This is a genomic window from Hymenobacter radiodurans (assembly GCF_004355185.1).
Lineage (GTDB): Bacteria > Bacteroidota > Bacteroidia > Cytophagales > Hymenobacteraceae > Hymenobacter > Hymenobacter radiodurans.
On record NZ_CP037922.1, the window covers coordinates 2,679,054 to 2,692,228 of the forward strand.

10 protein-coding genes and 2 pseudogenes are annotated in these 13,175 nt (G+C 55.4%); 1 reads left to right on the forward strand and 11 read right to left on the reverse strand.

Features of this window, described 5'->3' with window-relative positions; translation table 11 throughout:
- Positions 1-28 precede the first annotated feature (28 nt).
- From acs to EPD59_RS12525, 11 genes and pseudogenes are all read right to left on the reverse strand, one after another.
- On the reverse strand, positions 29-1,939 hold the full coding sequence (gene acs / locus EPD59_RS12485) for an acetate--CoA ligase (RefSeq protein ID WP_133273074.1): 1,911 nt from the start codon (positions 1,937-1,939) through the stop codon (positions 29-31).
- 87 nt (positions 1,940-2,026) lie between these two features.
- Positions 2,027-2,578, reverse strand: coding sequence for an AMP-binding enzyme (locus tag EPD59_RS23265; protein ID WP_394347197.1), 552 nt, complete (start codon positions 2,576-2,578; stop codon positions 2,027-2,029).
- Positions 2,530-4,031: pseudogene (locus EPD59_RS24150) on the reverse strand (AMP-binding protein). Before EPD59_RS24150 ends, EPD59_RS23265 begins: the two are co-directional and overlap by 49 nt.
- Positions 4,032-4,112: 81 nt before the next feature.
- Entirely contained in the window at positions 4,113-4,496 is a 384-nt protein-coding gene (locus EPD59_RS12495; protein WP_133273075.1) for a response regulator transcription factor, read from the reverse strand.
- Between the two features lie 85 nt (positions 4,497-4,581).
- Positions 4,582-7,380 carry a sensor histidine kinase gene (locus tag EPD59_RS12500; protein ID WP_133273076.1) on the reverse strand — a complete coding sequence of 933 codons (2,799 nt, stop codon included), beginning with the start codon at positions 7,378-7,380 and terminating at the stop codon, positions 4,582-4,584.
- Positions 7,381-7,444: 64 nt separating this feature from the next.
- Positions 7,445-7,666, reverse strand: a complete 222-nt coding sequence (locus tag EPD59_RS12505) for a hypothetical protein (protein ID WP_240731385.1) — start codon at positions 7,664-7,666, stop codon at positions 7,445-7,447.
- A gap of 205 nt (positions 7,667-7,871) precedes the next feature.
- Entirely contained in the window at positions 7,872-9,014 is a 1,143-nt protein-coding gene (locus EPD59_RS12510) for an MFS transporter (protein ID WP_394347230.1), read from the reverse strand.
- 70 nt (positions 9,015-9,084) lie between these two features.
- A pseudogene (locus EPD59_RS24155) lies at positions 9,085-9,363 on the reverse strand (MFS transporter); the annotation flags it as partial.
- Between the two features lie 87 nt (positions 9,364-9,450).
- Positions 9,451-10,956: a hypothetical protein gene (locus EPD59_RS12515; RefSeq protein ID WP_240731386.1), complete on the reverse strand. Its 1,506-nt coding sequence runs from the start codon at positions 10,954-10,956 to the stop codon at positions 9,451-9,453.
- Positions 10,957-11,212: 256 nt separating this feature from the next.
- The gene (locus EPD59_RS12520) at positions 11,213-11,512 is read right to left on the reverse strand and encodes an IS1/IS1595 family N-terminal zinc-binding domain-containing protein (protein WP_133273077.1); all 300 of its coding nucleotides are present in this window, start codon (positions 11,510-11,512) and stop codon (positions 11,213-11,215) included.
- A gap of 157 nt (positions 11,513-11,669) precedes the next feature.
- Positions 11,670-12,590, reverse strand: coding sequence for a M28 family peptidase (locus EPD59_RS12525; protein WP_133273078.1), 921 nt, complete (start codon positions 12,588-12,590; stop codon positions 11,670-11,672).
- Positions 12,591-12,624: 34 nt separating this feature from the next.
- On the opposite strand from EPD59_RS12525, the gene EPD59_RS12530 reads away from it, so the two are divergent.
- Positions 12,625-13,167 (forward strand): hypothetical protein, encoded by a 543-nt coding sequence (locus EPD59_RS12530; protein ID WP_133273079.1) that lies wholly within the window; start codon positions 12,625-12,627, stop codon positions 13,165-13,167.
- The last annotated feature ends 8 nt before the right edge of the window (positions 13,168-13,175 follow it).

The window sequence follows — 13,175 nt, forward strand, 5'->3', positions numbered from 1 at the left end:
TACTGCTCAAATAGTGCGTCTCTACACGCTACTTTTTACCGGCGATAATCTCTTCTACGATGCCAGGGTCGAGCAAAGTAGTGGTGTCGCCGAGGTTACTGGTTTCGCCTTCTGCCACCTTGCGCAGGATGCGGCGCATGATTTTGCCGGAGCGCGTTTTGGGCAAACCGGACACAATCTGAATCTTGTCGGGCTTGGCGATTTTGCCAATTTCAGCCACCACGGTTTCGATAATGCTGGCTTCCACGTGTGACATTTCGTTGGGCTTCACAGGCTCGCCGCAAATAACGAACGCATAAATGCCCTGCCCTTTCACATCGTGCGGGTAACCAACCACCGCCGACTCCACCACGTAGGCGTTTTCGTTGATGGCATTCTCAATTTCGGCCGTGCCGAAGCGGTGACCCGATACGTTGATGACATCATCGACGCGGCCAATGATACGGTACATGCCGTCCTTGTCGCGGCGGGCGCCGTCGCCGGTGAAATAGTAACCGGGGTAGGCGCCAAAGTAAGTTTGGCGGCAGCGTTCATGGTCGCCGTAGGTGGTGCGAATAATGCCCGGCCACGGATACTTGATAGCGAGGTAGCCTTCCTCTTCGTTGCCCTCAATTTCTTTGCCTTCTTGGGTAAGCAACACGGGCTGCACGCCGGGCAGCGGCTGGCCGGCGTGGGCTGGTTTGAGCGGAGAAATGCCCCCCAGCGCCGAAATCATGATGCCGCCGGTTTCGGTTTGCCACCACGTATCCACGATGGGGCAGCGCTCCTTGCCTACGTGGGTGTGGTACCAATCCCAGGCTTCCACGTTGATGGGCTCGCCCACAGTACCCAATATGCGGAGGGAATCGAGGGAGTAGCTGAGCACGTTATCAAGAGGCGTAGCCATGAGCGACCGGATAGCGGTTGGAGCCGTGTAGAATATATTAACGCCGTGCTTGTCAATTACTTCCCAGAAGCGCCCGGCGCTAGGATACGTCGGAATGCCTTCGAACATGAGCGTAGTGGCTCCGCTCAGTAGTGGCCCGTAAAGCAGGTAGCTGTGGCCCGTCACCCAGCCAATATCGGCGGTGCACCAGTACACGTCGTTTTCATTTACCTGAAATACATTGCGGAACGTGTAGTCAGCCCATACCATGTAGCCGGCCTGGGTATGTACTACCCCTTTTGGCTTGCCGGTGCTGCCCGACGTGTAGAGGATGAAAAGCATATCCTCCGCGTCCATTTCCTCAGCCGGACACGATTTTTCAGCCTCCAACACTTCCTCATGGTACCACACGTCGCGGCCTTCGTGCATGTGTACCGGCCAGCCCAAGTGCTCCACCACAATCACGCGGCGTACGCTGGGGCAGGTTTCCAGCGCCTCATCCACTACCCGCTTCACCGGAATCTGGCGGGCGCCGCGGTTGAGGCCATCGGAAGTGAGGACGGTACTCGCCTGCGCGTCGTTCACGCGGTCGGCAATGGCGGTGGCGGAAAAGCCAGCAAACACCACCGAATGCACTGCCCCAATGCGGGCGCAGGCCAGCACGGCAATAGCCAGCTGCGGAATCATAGGCATGTAGATGCACACCCGGTCGCCTTTCTCCACGCCGTTATTGTGCAGCACGTTGGCAAATTTGCAAACTTCCTGGTGCAGCTCGCGGTAGGTATAGCGAATCTGACGGACTTTGGGGTCATTGGGCTCCCAGATGAGCGCCAATTTGTTGCCGCGCGTGGCGAGGTGGCGGTCGAGGCAGTTTTCGGTGATATTGAGCTTGGCGCCGCTAAACCATTCATTGTGCCCGCCAACGAGGTCGGCCTTGACTACCGTATCCCACTTGCGGCGCCAGGTAAAGGGCTCGGCCACGTCCGCCCAGAATTGCTCGGGATTCTCGACGCTGCGCTTGTAAGCGTCGGTGTATTCTTCGTAGGTGCGAATGCGCGAATGTTGAGTGGGCATAATAGGGAGAGTAGGTTGTGTGGAAGGTTCGACTAAGTGAGGCAGCAAGGCTACCTCTGTGATAAGTATTGAGTGTTAATGCAGGAGTTATACTTTCTCAAAGGCGGCTCCTATTCCCCGCCGCTCCAGGCCCGCCCGAATTTCATCGAGAATCAGTGGGTCGTCGATGGTTGAAGGGATGCTGAACTGCTCGCCGTCGGCTAGTTGACGCATGGTTTTGCGCAGGATTTTGCCCGAGCGAGTTTTGGGCAATCGTTTTACTATCAGTACTTGTCGGAAGCAGGCGACGGCTCCAATCTGGGAGCGAATTATCTGCACCAATTCCTGTTCTAGCGCCTCTTCGGCTATGGTTTGGCCATCTTTCAGCACAATTAAGCCAATGGGTCGCTGCCCCCGCAGCTCGTCGGCAATGCCCAACACGGCGCACTCGGCCACGGCTGGGTGGGCGGCCAACAGTTCCTCCATCTCGCCCGTGCTGAGGCGGTGCCCGGCCACGTTCATCACGTCATCTACCCGGCCCATAATAAATAGGTAGCCCTCCGCGTCGCGGAAACCGCCGTCGCCGCTGAGGTAGTAGCCAGGAAAGGTGTTCAGGTAGGATTTGCGGAACCGCTCATCATCCAGCCAAAGCGTGGGCAAACAGCCAGGCGGCAACGGCAGACGCACTGCCACCAGCCCGGTAGTACCAGCGGGCACCTCGTGGCCGGCTTCATCCAGAATCCGGACATCATAGCCCGGCACCGGGTGGCCAGCGCTGCCAGCGCGAGCGGGGGCATTTCCGTCAGGCCAACCAGCGTAGCCAGCATCGGCCAGCCCGATTCAGTTTGCCACCAATGGTCAATTACGGGAACGCCCAGGGTTTGGGCGGCCCACTCGTACGTGGCAGGATCGCAGCGCTCTCCGGCCAGAAACAGGTGGCGCAAGCGGCTCAGATCGTACTGCTTCACTAATTCGCCCCCCGGGTCTTCTTTTTTAATGGCACGAATGGCGGTGGGCGCCGTAAAAATCACGTTCGCGCCGTAGTCGGCGGCTAAGCGCCAAAAGGTACCAGCATCGGGCGTACGAACGGGTTTGCCTTCAAACAGTATCGTGGTGCAGCCGTGCAGCAATGGACCGTAAACAATGTAGCTGTGACCGACTGCCCACCCGATATCAGAACCCGAGAACATAGTTTCGCCGGGAGCCAGACCATAAATGGCGCTCATGCTGTACTTCAGCGCTACGGCGTGCCCGCCATTGTCGCGCACTACGCCTTTTGGTTTGCCAGTAGTGCCGGAAGTGTATAGGATGTAAAGCGGGTCGGTGGCCTGCACGGGCACGCACGCCTGCGGTTTGGCTTTCAGCATCTCTTGGTAATCTACGTCACGGCCCGGTTGCAAATCTGCTTGCACGAAATTGCGCTGGAGCACCACCGTGTAATCGGGCTTGTGGGCGGCCAGCGCAATGGCTTCGTCGAGCAGGGGTTTGTAGGGGATAATCTTGTCAATCTCGATTCCGCCCGAAGCCGACACAATAACTTTGGGTTGAGCATGATCGATGCGTATGGCCAGCTCGTGGGGGCAAATCCTCCAAAAACCACGGAGTGCACCGCCCCCAGACGTGCACATGCTAGCATAGCGACTACAGCTTCCGGCACGTTGGGCATATAAATAATGACCCGATCCCCTTTCACCACGCCCAAATCGCGCAGCCCGCCGGCGAAGCGCGCCGTCAAATCTTGCAGCTCCTGATAAGTGTAGCGCTGCTTGGTTTGCGCGACGGGCGAGTCATAGATCAGGGCTACCTGCTGCGCGCGGCCGGTGTCGACATGAAGGTCGAGGGCGAGGTAGCAGGTGTTGAGCATACCACCTTTAAACCAGCGGTAGAAGCCGTTTTCGTCTTGAGAAAGTATTTCCTTGGGTTGGTCGAACCATGTTATTTGCCGGGCCTGCGCCGCCCAGAAGGCGGCGGGGTCGGCGAGGCTGGCGGCATGGGCCGCAGCGTAAGCAGACGGTTGGGGGGCATTTTTCATGAAACTGACAAGTAAGTACTGTCCGATTGGGTGAGAACACTCTTCTAAAACGTCATGCAGCGCAAAGTGAAGCATCTCCATATGTTTAGCAAGGTTAGTACCCTCTCATCAGCACGCCAGATGCTTCACTGCATTCTGCATGCGGGTCAGGTACATTGACTACTAACCTGGCGCGGTGGCGGCAACCAGCTCCTGCACTTTGCTTACCAGCTGGCGGGTGCTGAAGGGCTTGGGAATATAGAGGTCAGCGCCGGCTTCGTAGCCTTTCTGCACGTCGGCTTCCTTGCTCTTGGCGCTCAGAAAAACGACTTTCGTTTCTTGGCGCTCAGGATGGGCGCGCACGTGCCGGCACACCTGATAGCCATCCACGTCGGGCATCATAATATCCAGCAGAATGACGTTAAAAGGCGTTTTATTAATAGCCTCCAGCGCTTCGGTACCATTGCGGGCAATGCTGACATGGTAGCCGTTTTTGCGCATCAAAAACTCCAACGACATCACGATATTAGGCTCATCATCAACGATCAGGATTCGGGGCTGTTTCATAGAAAAAAGGCAGGTCGGAAGCGAAATTCGAGGCACTATGGGAGACTTGCTCCCTCGTGAATTTGTGGAGTTAGAGGTTCTTAGCTTAGGTTTGGGCGCCGGCAGCTGTGTGCTGCGGCTCATTTGTATTCGCTGACACGGGCAGTTCAATGGAAAAGCGGGCACCGTGATCGGGCTCACTTTCAACCCAGATGCGCCCGGCGTGCAACTCCACTATTTTCTTGGTGATGGCCAGGCCCAGCCCAGAACCTTCGGGCTTGCGGGTAGTCTGGTTTTTGGCCTGGAAAAACTTGTCAAAAATCAGCTCGTGGTAAGCTGGGTCGATGCCTTTGCCGTTGTCGAGCACGCTGATGCGTAAGGCCTCCCCGGCTATTTCCGTGAGCACGCTAATTTGCCCCCCGCCATCGGCGCGGCACGTTTTGACCGCATTGGAAAGCAGATTCACCAACACCTGCATCAGCCGGTCGCGGTCGCCAGTGAGCAGCGGCAGATTGGGCGGCACCACAATATTGAGTTGAATGTGCTTGTCGCGAATAAGCTGGCCCACCGACTCGATGGCGTCGTTGATGATCTCGGCCACATCCACGGGTGCATAGTCCAGAGTGGCTTTGCCCGATTCGTACTTTTCCAGGTCCAACACCAGCGTAATCAGCCGGCTTAGGCGCTCCGACTCGCGGGTGATGGTGTGCAGAAACCGGAGGCGTTCTTCCTCCTCTATCTCGGGGTTATCACTCAGGATTTCCGATAGTGCCCGAATGCTGGTGAGCGGCGTGCGCAGCTCGTGCGTAACGGTGTACAAAAACTCGTCCTTGCGCATATCCAACTCCTGGAGTTGAGTGTAGGCATCGCGCAAATCGTCGGTGAGGCGCTGGAGCTGGCGCGACTGCTTCTGGAGCTGGCGGTTGGCTTCCAGCACTTGCTGAGACTCTTTCAAAATGCCCACCACGTTATCAAAACTGATTTCCTCCACTCCTACCGCCGACGACAACAGCAGTCGTGCGGAAGCCGGCCCAATGCTGCCAGCCAGCAGTTTTTCGGCGTAAGCCACCAGGCGCGGATCGGCCTGGGGGGCAATTGTTTCGGCTAGTTGGTTGTCGGCATCGGGAAATCGCTCGGCGAAGGCGTGCAAGGCCTGGGCTGTGCGCTTCTTGCCTAGAAAACCAGTGAGTAAAGCCCGTAGATCGGGCAATGGAGCTGCCGAGCTGGGCCAGCCGCTGGGCCCCTCAAACACGGTGCGGTAGCGGAATACATCCACAAATACGTCGGCCTGCCGTTCTTCCAACGCCGTAGGCTGGCCTGCCAACGAAACCCCAACGTAGAGCCCGACATTGAAAAACCAGCTCCAGAAGAGCCCGTGCGACAGGTAATCTAGGTCGCTGAGACCGAATAGTGCGAACGGCCGCAGCCAGCTTTGACCAAATAAACCATCGGTCAGCAAGCTTTCCGGCAGCAGTCCCGGCCCTACCATCGTGGGCATGACCAGGGTAAAAAACCACACAAAAAAGCCCCCCAAAATGCCCGCTGTTGCGCCCTGATGGGTGCCGCCTTTCCAGTACAAGCTTCCGAGCACTACGGGCAGAAACTGCGCTACCGCCGCAAACGAAACCAGCCCAATATTCACCAGCGGCAGCAAATGCCCCACAAAACTATAATAGCCAAAGGCCAGCAGCAATACCAGCACCACCGCCAGCCGCCGGCTTTGCAGCGCCACCTGACTTAGGTAAGCAAACCAATGCGTGCGCACCTCGGAGCGGGCAGCGGGCACGCGCACCAGCAACGGCATAAGCAAGTTATTGCTCATCATCACGCTCAAGGCAATGGTTTCGACGATAATCATGCTGCTGGCTGCCGACAAGCCACCCAAATAGGTGAGCATAGCCAACCATCGCTGGCCCGCATTCAGCGGCAGAGCCAGCACGAACGTATCGGCGTCGAGGCCCCGGCCACCGTAGAGTAATACGCCGCCAAAAGCAATGGGCAGCACAAACAGATTGATAACAATGAGGTAGAGCGGAAACAGCCACATGGCTTTGCGCAGGTGGTCCTCATTCACGTTTTCGACTACGGACACCTGGAACTGGCGGGGTAGCAGGAGAATAGCTGACACACTGAGCACGAGCAGCGTAAGCCACTGCGTAGCACTGGTGCCGGCCCCGCCCAGCGTAAATAGTCGGTTGAGGGCAGGCTCGGCGGCAGCTTTCTCAAACACATCGCCGAATCCATCGAACAGCCCGAACGTCACAAACAACCCCACGCCCAGAAAGGCGATAAGCTTCACTAAACTCTCTACGGCTACGGCCAGCACCATGCCCTCGTGGCGCTCAGTGGCTTCCACCGAGCGTACACCAAAAATGATAGTGAAAAAAGCCAGCGCTACCGTGGTGTACAGAGCTGAGCTTGCAGCTTCCCCTCCCTCGGCCACAATGGACGTGGCCGCCCCTCCACGGGTCATGATATTAAATGATGCGGCTATAGCCTTGATTTGCAGCGATATATAAGGAATTATCCCCAGCACGCACACTACCGTTACGAGGGCACCCAACGAAGCACTTTTGCCGTAGCGGGCCGATATAAAATCGGCGATGGACGTGAGGCGTTGCAACCGGCAGATGCGAATAATCTTACGCAATACCAGCCACCAGGCCGGCGCCAACAACGTAGGGCCCAGGTAGATGACTACAAACTCCAGCCCGTGACTAGCGGCGTGGCCCACACTGCCGTAATACGTCCAGGCGGTGCAGTACACGGCCATACTTAAGGCGTACACATACGGGTTGCTCACCAGCGAACGGCGTTCGGCGGAGCGGCGCTCCGCCGCGTAGGCCACGCCAAACAGCAAAGCCAGATAGCCGAAAGAGAAGCCGATAATGAGCAGCTGATTCATGTGAATCCCAGATAAAACTGGTTTTGTGAAGCAAAAAGTAGCGGTTGTACTTCTGGATAAAGCGTCAGTTTTTGACTTTGCGAACCAGCCAACCTGTGAGCATAACCAGCACTATCCAGGCCAGCAGCACATAGAGGTACAGCACCGGAATGCCCCCCACCCGACCATTATGATCAAATACTGCTAGCAACGGGTAATTGAGCAGCACGGCAAACAGCAAACCCAGGAACAGCAGACGCTGCCCGCGACGATGCTCAGCTTGCTCCTGTGGCGACATGGAAGCCATAGTAGGCAGTTACTTTCGGGATAATACGCTGTGTCAGACAATCACAGATGGACAGCAATAGGATGCGCGTAGAATGTACGCATTCGCTGCTAAAAGCCCCCCAGACGCCAGTTAGGTCTTCACACATAACCTAAAAAGTCCGCCGTGCCACCGGCCCGACGGACTTTTACAAGTTAACAGTGCTGGGCGGCCTGTTATAGATTCTTTAGTGTGTGCTACCAGATCCCTCCTCCATGAGGCGCACGTTGCGCACATCCTTCATGAGCGCCTGGCCAATAAACCAGCAGATGAGGGCAATACTAACTGGGTAAATCAGGCCAGCAAAGCTGCTGTACTCTTTCCAGAGTGTACCCTCAGGCTTACTAGCGGCCCAAAGCGTGAGCGCCGTAGCGATGAAAGGCACAAAGCCACCAAATACACCGTTGCCAATATGATAAGGCAAGGAAAGTGAAGTATAGCGCACCTTGGTGGGGAACAACTCGACCAAGTAAGCCGCAATCGGACCATAGGCCATTGTCACGAATAGCACGAGGCAGAATGTCAGGGCGGTCATAGCCATCAAGTTGGGGCTGAGCGCCTTCATCACGGCCGGAATGGCTTTCCCAGTGGCATCTACGGTAGCAGCCGTCACTTCCGTGAGGGGGCCGGCAAAGGCTTTAAGACCGTAGAAAATCGGAATGGTGAATAAAGCGCCGCACAGCAGTCCCATCATGATGATTTTCTTACGGCCGATGCGGTCGGAAAGGCTTCCAAAATACACGAAGAATGGCGTAGCGAGCAGCAAGGCCGCGCACAGCACAATACTGGCGTCTACTAGGTCAAGCTTCAACACGTTTTGCATGAAGGAATAGGCGTAGAATTGGCCCGTGTACCATACTACACCTTGGCCCATGGTAGCGCCAAACAGCGAAATGAGCACCAGACGGCGATTTACGGGGTTCACGAACGACTCACGTAAGGGGCTCTTACTAGTTTTGCCTTCGGCTTTGGCCTTCGCAAAAAGCGGCGACTCGTGGAGCTTGCGGCGGATGTAGTAAGAGGCAATTACCAAGGCACCGGAGAGGAGAAACGGAATGCGCCACCCCCACTCTTTGAATGCTTCTTCGCCCAAGCTCTTGCGGGTAATGATAATAACCAGAATGCTCAAAAACAGACCCGCGGTGGCCGTAATCTGGATGAAAGAAGTGAAGTAGCCCCGCCGGTTATCGGGCGAGTGCTCGGCCACATAGGTGGTAGCACCGCCATATTCGCCCCCAGAGCCAAACCTTGCAGCAAGCGCAGCAACGTAACAATAATAGGGGCGGCAACCCCGATCTTGTCGTAGCTCGGAATGAGACCGGTGATGAATGTGGCGCCCCCATGATCAGCAGCGTGAGCAGGAAGGTGTACTTCCGGCCAATCATATCACCAATACGCCCGAAGAATACTGCCCCGAAAGGGCGCACAATAAAGCCTGCTCCAAACACAGCCAGCGTACCCAGAATGGTATCCTCAATCTTACCCGTAGTGCCAAACAGCACCGGGCCGATAATGGCGGCTAGAGAACCGAAAATGTAGAAATCGTACCATTCGATGACGGTGCCTACGGAGGAGGCCGTAATAACCTGCCAGATTTTACTTTCCGATACCGCGTTGTTATCGTGTTCTACAGGCGCATCCGCGACAGCGCCATAGCCGGGATTTACAGTATTTTCCATGCCGATGGGAGTTTTTTATGTTGTGGAGTATGGGGAGGAGTTTTAAGGGCAAGCGCGTGCCGGCCAAGCACCAGGGCAAACCGAGTATTACAAGGATACCTGGGTCTGGAGCGTAATTTCAGGGCGATAATTCAGGTTGTTGATGTCGGTAAAGTCGGGGCGGGCGCGGTAGTTGAGCGTGAACTTGGCATTGTGGCCGTCGATGTAAAAATTGGCCCCCGCATCGAAAATATTGACGTTCCGGGTTTCTCCGTTGTTGCGGCGCAGGCCCTCATAGTTGGCCAGTAAGTGCGAGGCATAAGGCTGCACGCGCAGTTTAGGGCCAAGCAGGCTTTTGGGCAGCAGATAGCCAGCTTGCAGGTAGCCTACATTGCCGGTGCCAGAGTGGGGCACGGCATTGCCACGGCGAGCATCGGTGCCGTAGCCAGGATTAGAAGCTCCAATAAACCGCACATGGTTGGGGCCCATGTTATAGTTGTAGTATACCCCGTAAAGGGTGAAAGCAGTGCCGGTTTCCTTGTTGATGGGGGTATCAAAAAACACATCAGCCGAGAACAGGGCAATATCGCTTTTAGTCGTTTGAATGCTATTAGGATCGGCAATCTGGGCGCCATTTACGATGCTGCTCGTGGGGCGCGATACCATGCCATCATTGTTGTAAAAGAAGCCTGCCCCAATGTTAAATACCCGCTTGGTGCCTAGGTAGGTACCCACGTTGAAAGGCAACAGGTTGGCTTCCTGCTCCAGAAACTCATAGCTAAAATAGCCCTGGTAAACATGGTCGGTACCTTGGGGATTGTACTGGGCGGTGTTGGTGCCGGTATTCACGGCAGTAGCGCCCGTACCTACTGTTGTGCCCAAGCCAAGCGGTGTGCTGAGTGCGCCGGTTTGGTTTGTCAGGAACGACTCGTTCACCGAAAGTACATAGTCGAGCTTACCAATTCGACCCTTGCCATATACCCCAATGCCCCGCACAAATTGATCAATGGCTTCAATCACTGGCCAGTTGGTGAGCGGCGCATCCAGCGTGAGGTAATTGATGGTACTGGAGCGCGTCATGCGCGACAGGCCATTCTGGTAGTGCATGCCGGCCCCCAGATTGAGGTATTTGTTCACCTTATACTCTACTACCGCCTCGTGCACAAATAGCTGCGGTTTTTTACCGTCGGTAGCCGGGGCCACGCCGCCGCTCACGGCTGTTTGGTTGTTGATACCGATGTGGGTGTAGACCAAAAACCGCGGATTCAGCTGCGACAGCACGATAAAGCGTGAGCGGCGAAGAGCAAAGTCAATCTGGTCGCTCTGGGGCTTGTTGGGCGCGCGCAGGGTGCCGGTGTTATTCTCCGTGTAGCGCGTCCAGACTTGGTGCCATGTGATAAAACGCAGGTACTTAGAGCCATCAGGCGATAAGGGCACTTTCATGCCGGCCCCGTAAGGCACAGATTCTGTGGCCGTGGGGGTAGGTGGAGCGGGTGCCGGCGCTGCTGGCGGTGGGGCGGGTTGTCCTCCGACGGGTGGGGGCTGCACCTGAGCTGAAGCTCCAGCGGCGGATAATAGGGCACTGATGGCCAACGCGTAACGGGCGGTTCGCATAGGATCTTGGATGGGTAAGAAGTGTGGGAACATCTACCCGAAACCAGAGCGATTCTCCGGTTCGGCCCAACCAAGTAGGAAAATCCTTGCAGCGAAAGCACACCCTTGCTATACTTCCGCTAACTACTATAGCTTTATACGCTTTTGAACCGCTCCCAGCGGATCATCATATACTTATCACCCAGTTCCGTAACCACTAGCCCCGCTCCTTTCAGCTGCTGCGGATCCTGAAAAAACTCTGCCAGCTCCTTCTGATTCAATATTTTATACGTCGGGTGATAATCGGTCTGGCGGGGGCTTTTACACCGTATTTTTTCACCCAGTTCATCACGCTCACGTGGCTTACACCCAGCAGGCGCTCTATCTCACGGTAGCTGACGCCCTCCACGTACAGTTGAAGCGCTTTTATAACGTAGTACGAATTGATTTCTCGGCCCACCTTAGCCACCGAAAAATGGTAGCCACAGTTCTTGCACTTATAACGCTGTCTGCCACCTACAACGCCACTTTTTGTTGCTTCGGTGGTATCGCACTTGGGACAGGAAGGCTTAGTCATGGGGGGCAATTTTCGAGTGTAAAGCTTTTGAGCTATACCTATTTAGTAAAGATATAGCAGATTAGCTAATTATATAAAAACAGACCTATTCCGGCATATCCGAAATCTGCTCGCAACCGACTCATAACCAGCAAAGCATCATGAAGCAGGGTAGTACTCACGCCTTAAGCAGCGCCGCCAACACGGCATCTACGGCCAAGCTCAGGCGACGAAGATCGAGACGGTCCAGAGTATCGGTAGGCTCGTGGTAATGCTTATTCCGGTAGAACGCGGTGTCAGTGACCAGCACGGCAGAGTAGCCAAACTGCCAGTAGTTGAGGTGGTCAGAAAAATCGATGCCGGGTAGCCAAGCCGGAGCTTTAAACCGCTTGACAGGCAAAGCGGCTTCCTGGCGACATCGCCGCGCAAACTGCCGCCCAAAGCTTCCATTTCCGAATTTCTGGGCTACGGTGAGGTAATTGCCGCGGGTGCCATAGATAAGCCTCAACAGGCCGACAGGGTAATCTTGGGAGCCTTTGCGGTCGTCGTAGTAGCCAAGGGTTTCCAGTGCCACCATCCCGCGTACGGTCACACCCAGATCGTGCAGTGATTTGGCGTGGACATAGCTACCCATGTTTTTGGTGCGGAAAAAGGGCGGCTCCTCCAGGGTATACGCTACCAAATCAACGCGATAGGAAAGCTGCGGCTGCTGACCCAACAGGCGCGCCAGCTCCAATAGCGCAGCTACGCCGGAGCCGTTGTCGTCGGCGCCGGGCTGGTCGCCGAACACATCGTAGTGGGCACCCACAATCACGCGCGGGCCATCAACAGGGCCAAAGGAGCCGATGACGTTGCGGTAAATTTGCCCCCCGACTTCATAGGGCTGGTCGCTGAGGCGAGCCCCGGCACTGTGCAACTGTTGGTTGATATAAGCGGCCACGGTATCGAGCACCGCTACCTGCTGATAATTGCGCGGTTGGGGTGTAGCCGTTAAGTATGTCAGGTGCTGGCGCAGGCGTACGGAGTCGGCGGTATCGAAGCCACTGGCGTACAATGTGCTCAACAATAAATAAGTGAGCAAAGACAATCGTAAATGCATAAACTGCGCAGGTATTAGCTAAACTTTATTCGTTGTGAAGTTATCTATTAGCCGCTCCGCATTGCGGACAACCGGCTTATTTCTAGCAGTCCTTCTTTACTTGCACACCGAGATTAGCGAGCCACTGCTGTTCATACTTCAAGTGCCTATATCAGCAGGACTCTTATTAATCTACGTTATCCTCTGGGGATTTGGGTCTGGCGAAGTGGCGCGCATGTGGCGCCATTATTTAGGCCCAGCTCTCGTAGCTTTTTTGCTCAGCCTTCCTTTGATGCTGCCTATTTACAGGTGGCAGAACACCATAACTAAGCGAAGGGCTGACACAATCATTCATCAGGTATATGCCTACCAAAAACAGTATGGGTGCTACCCCAATTCGCTGGCACAGCTGGTGCCGCGGCATTTAGATAAGATTCCCTCTACAGCTCAAGGATTATTATACACTCGACCTTTTACCTACACCATTTCAGCAGCAAACCCTCCTCTAAATCACAATTTCTGGCTAGGATATTATTCAGGTGCTCTTGTTCAAGTTACCTATAATAGCAAAACCAAACAATGGCATTCCGAAGATTGATTGTGGTA

Bases quoted from the DNA above. Each gene is read 5' to 3' on its own strand.
- EPD59_RS12525 (WP_133273078.1), bottom strand. From the start codon at position 12,590: ATGCATTTACGATTGTCTTTGCTCACTTATTTATTGTTGAGCACATTG.
- EPD59_RS12515 (WP_240731386.1), bottom strand. From the start codon at position 10,956: ATGCGAACCGCCCGTTACGCGTTGGCCATCAGTGCCCTATTATCCGCC.
- acs (WP_133273074.1), bottom strand. From the start codon at position 1,939: ATGCCCACTCAACATTCGCGCATTCGCACCTACGAAGAATACACCGAC.
- EPD59_RS12500 (WP_133273076.1), bottom strand. From the start codon at position 7,380: ATGAATCAGCTGCTCATTATCGGCTTCTCTTTCGGCTATCTGGCTTTG.
- EPD59_RS12505 (WP_240731385.1), bottom strand. From the start codon at position 7,666: ATGGCTTCCATGTCGCCACAGGAGCAAGCTGAGCATCGTCGCGGGCAG.
- EPD59_RS12520 (WP_133273077.1), bottom strand. From the start codon at position 11,512: ATGACTAAGCCTTCCTGTCCCAAGTGCGATACCACCGAAGCAACAAAA.
- EPD59_RS12495 (WP_133273075.1), bottom strand. From the start codon at position 4,496: ATGAAACAGCCCCGAATCCTGATCGTTGATGATGAGCCTAATATCGTG.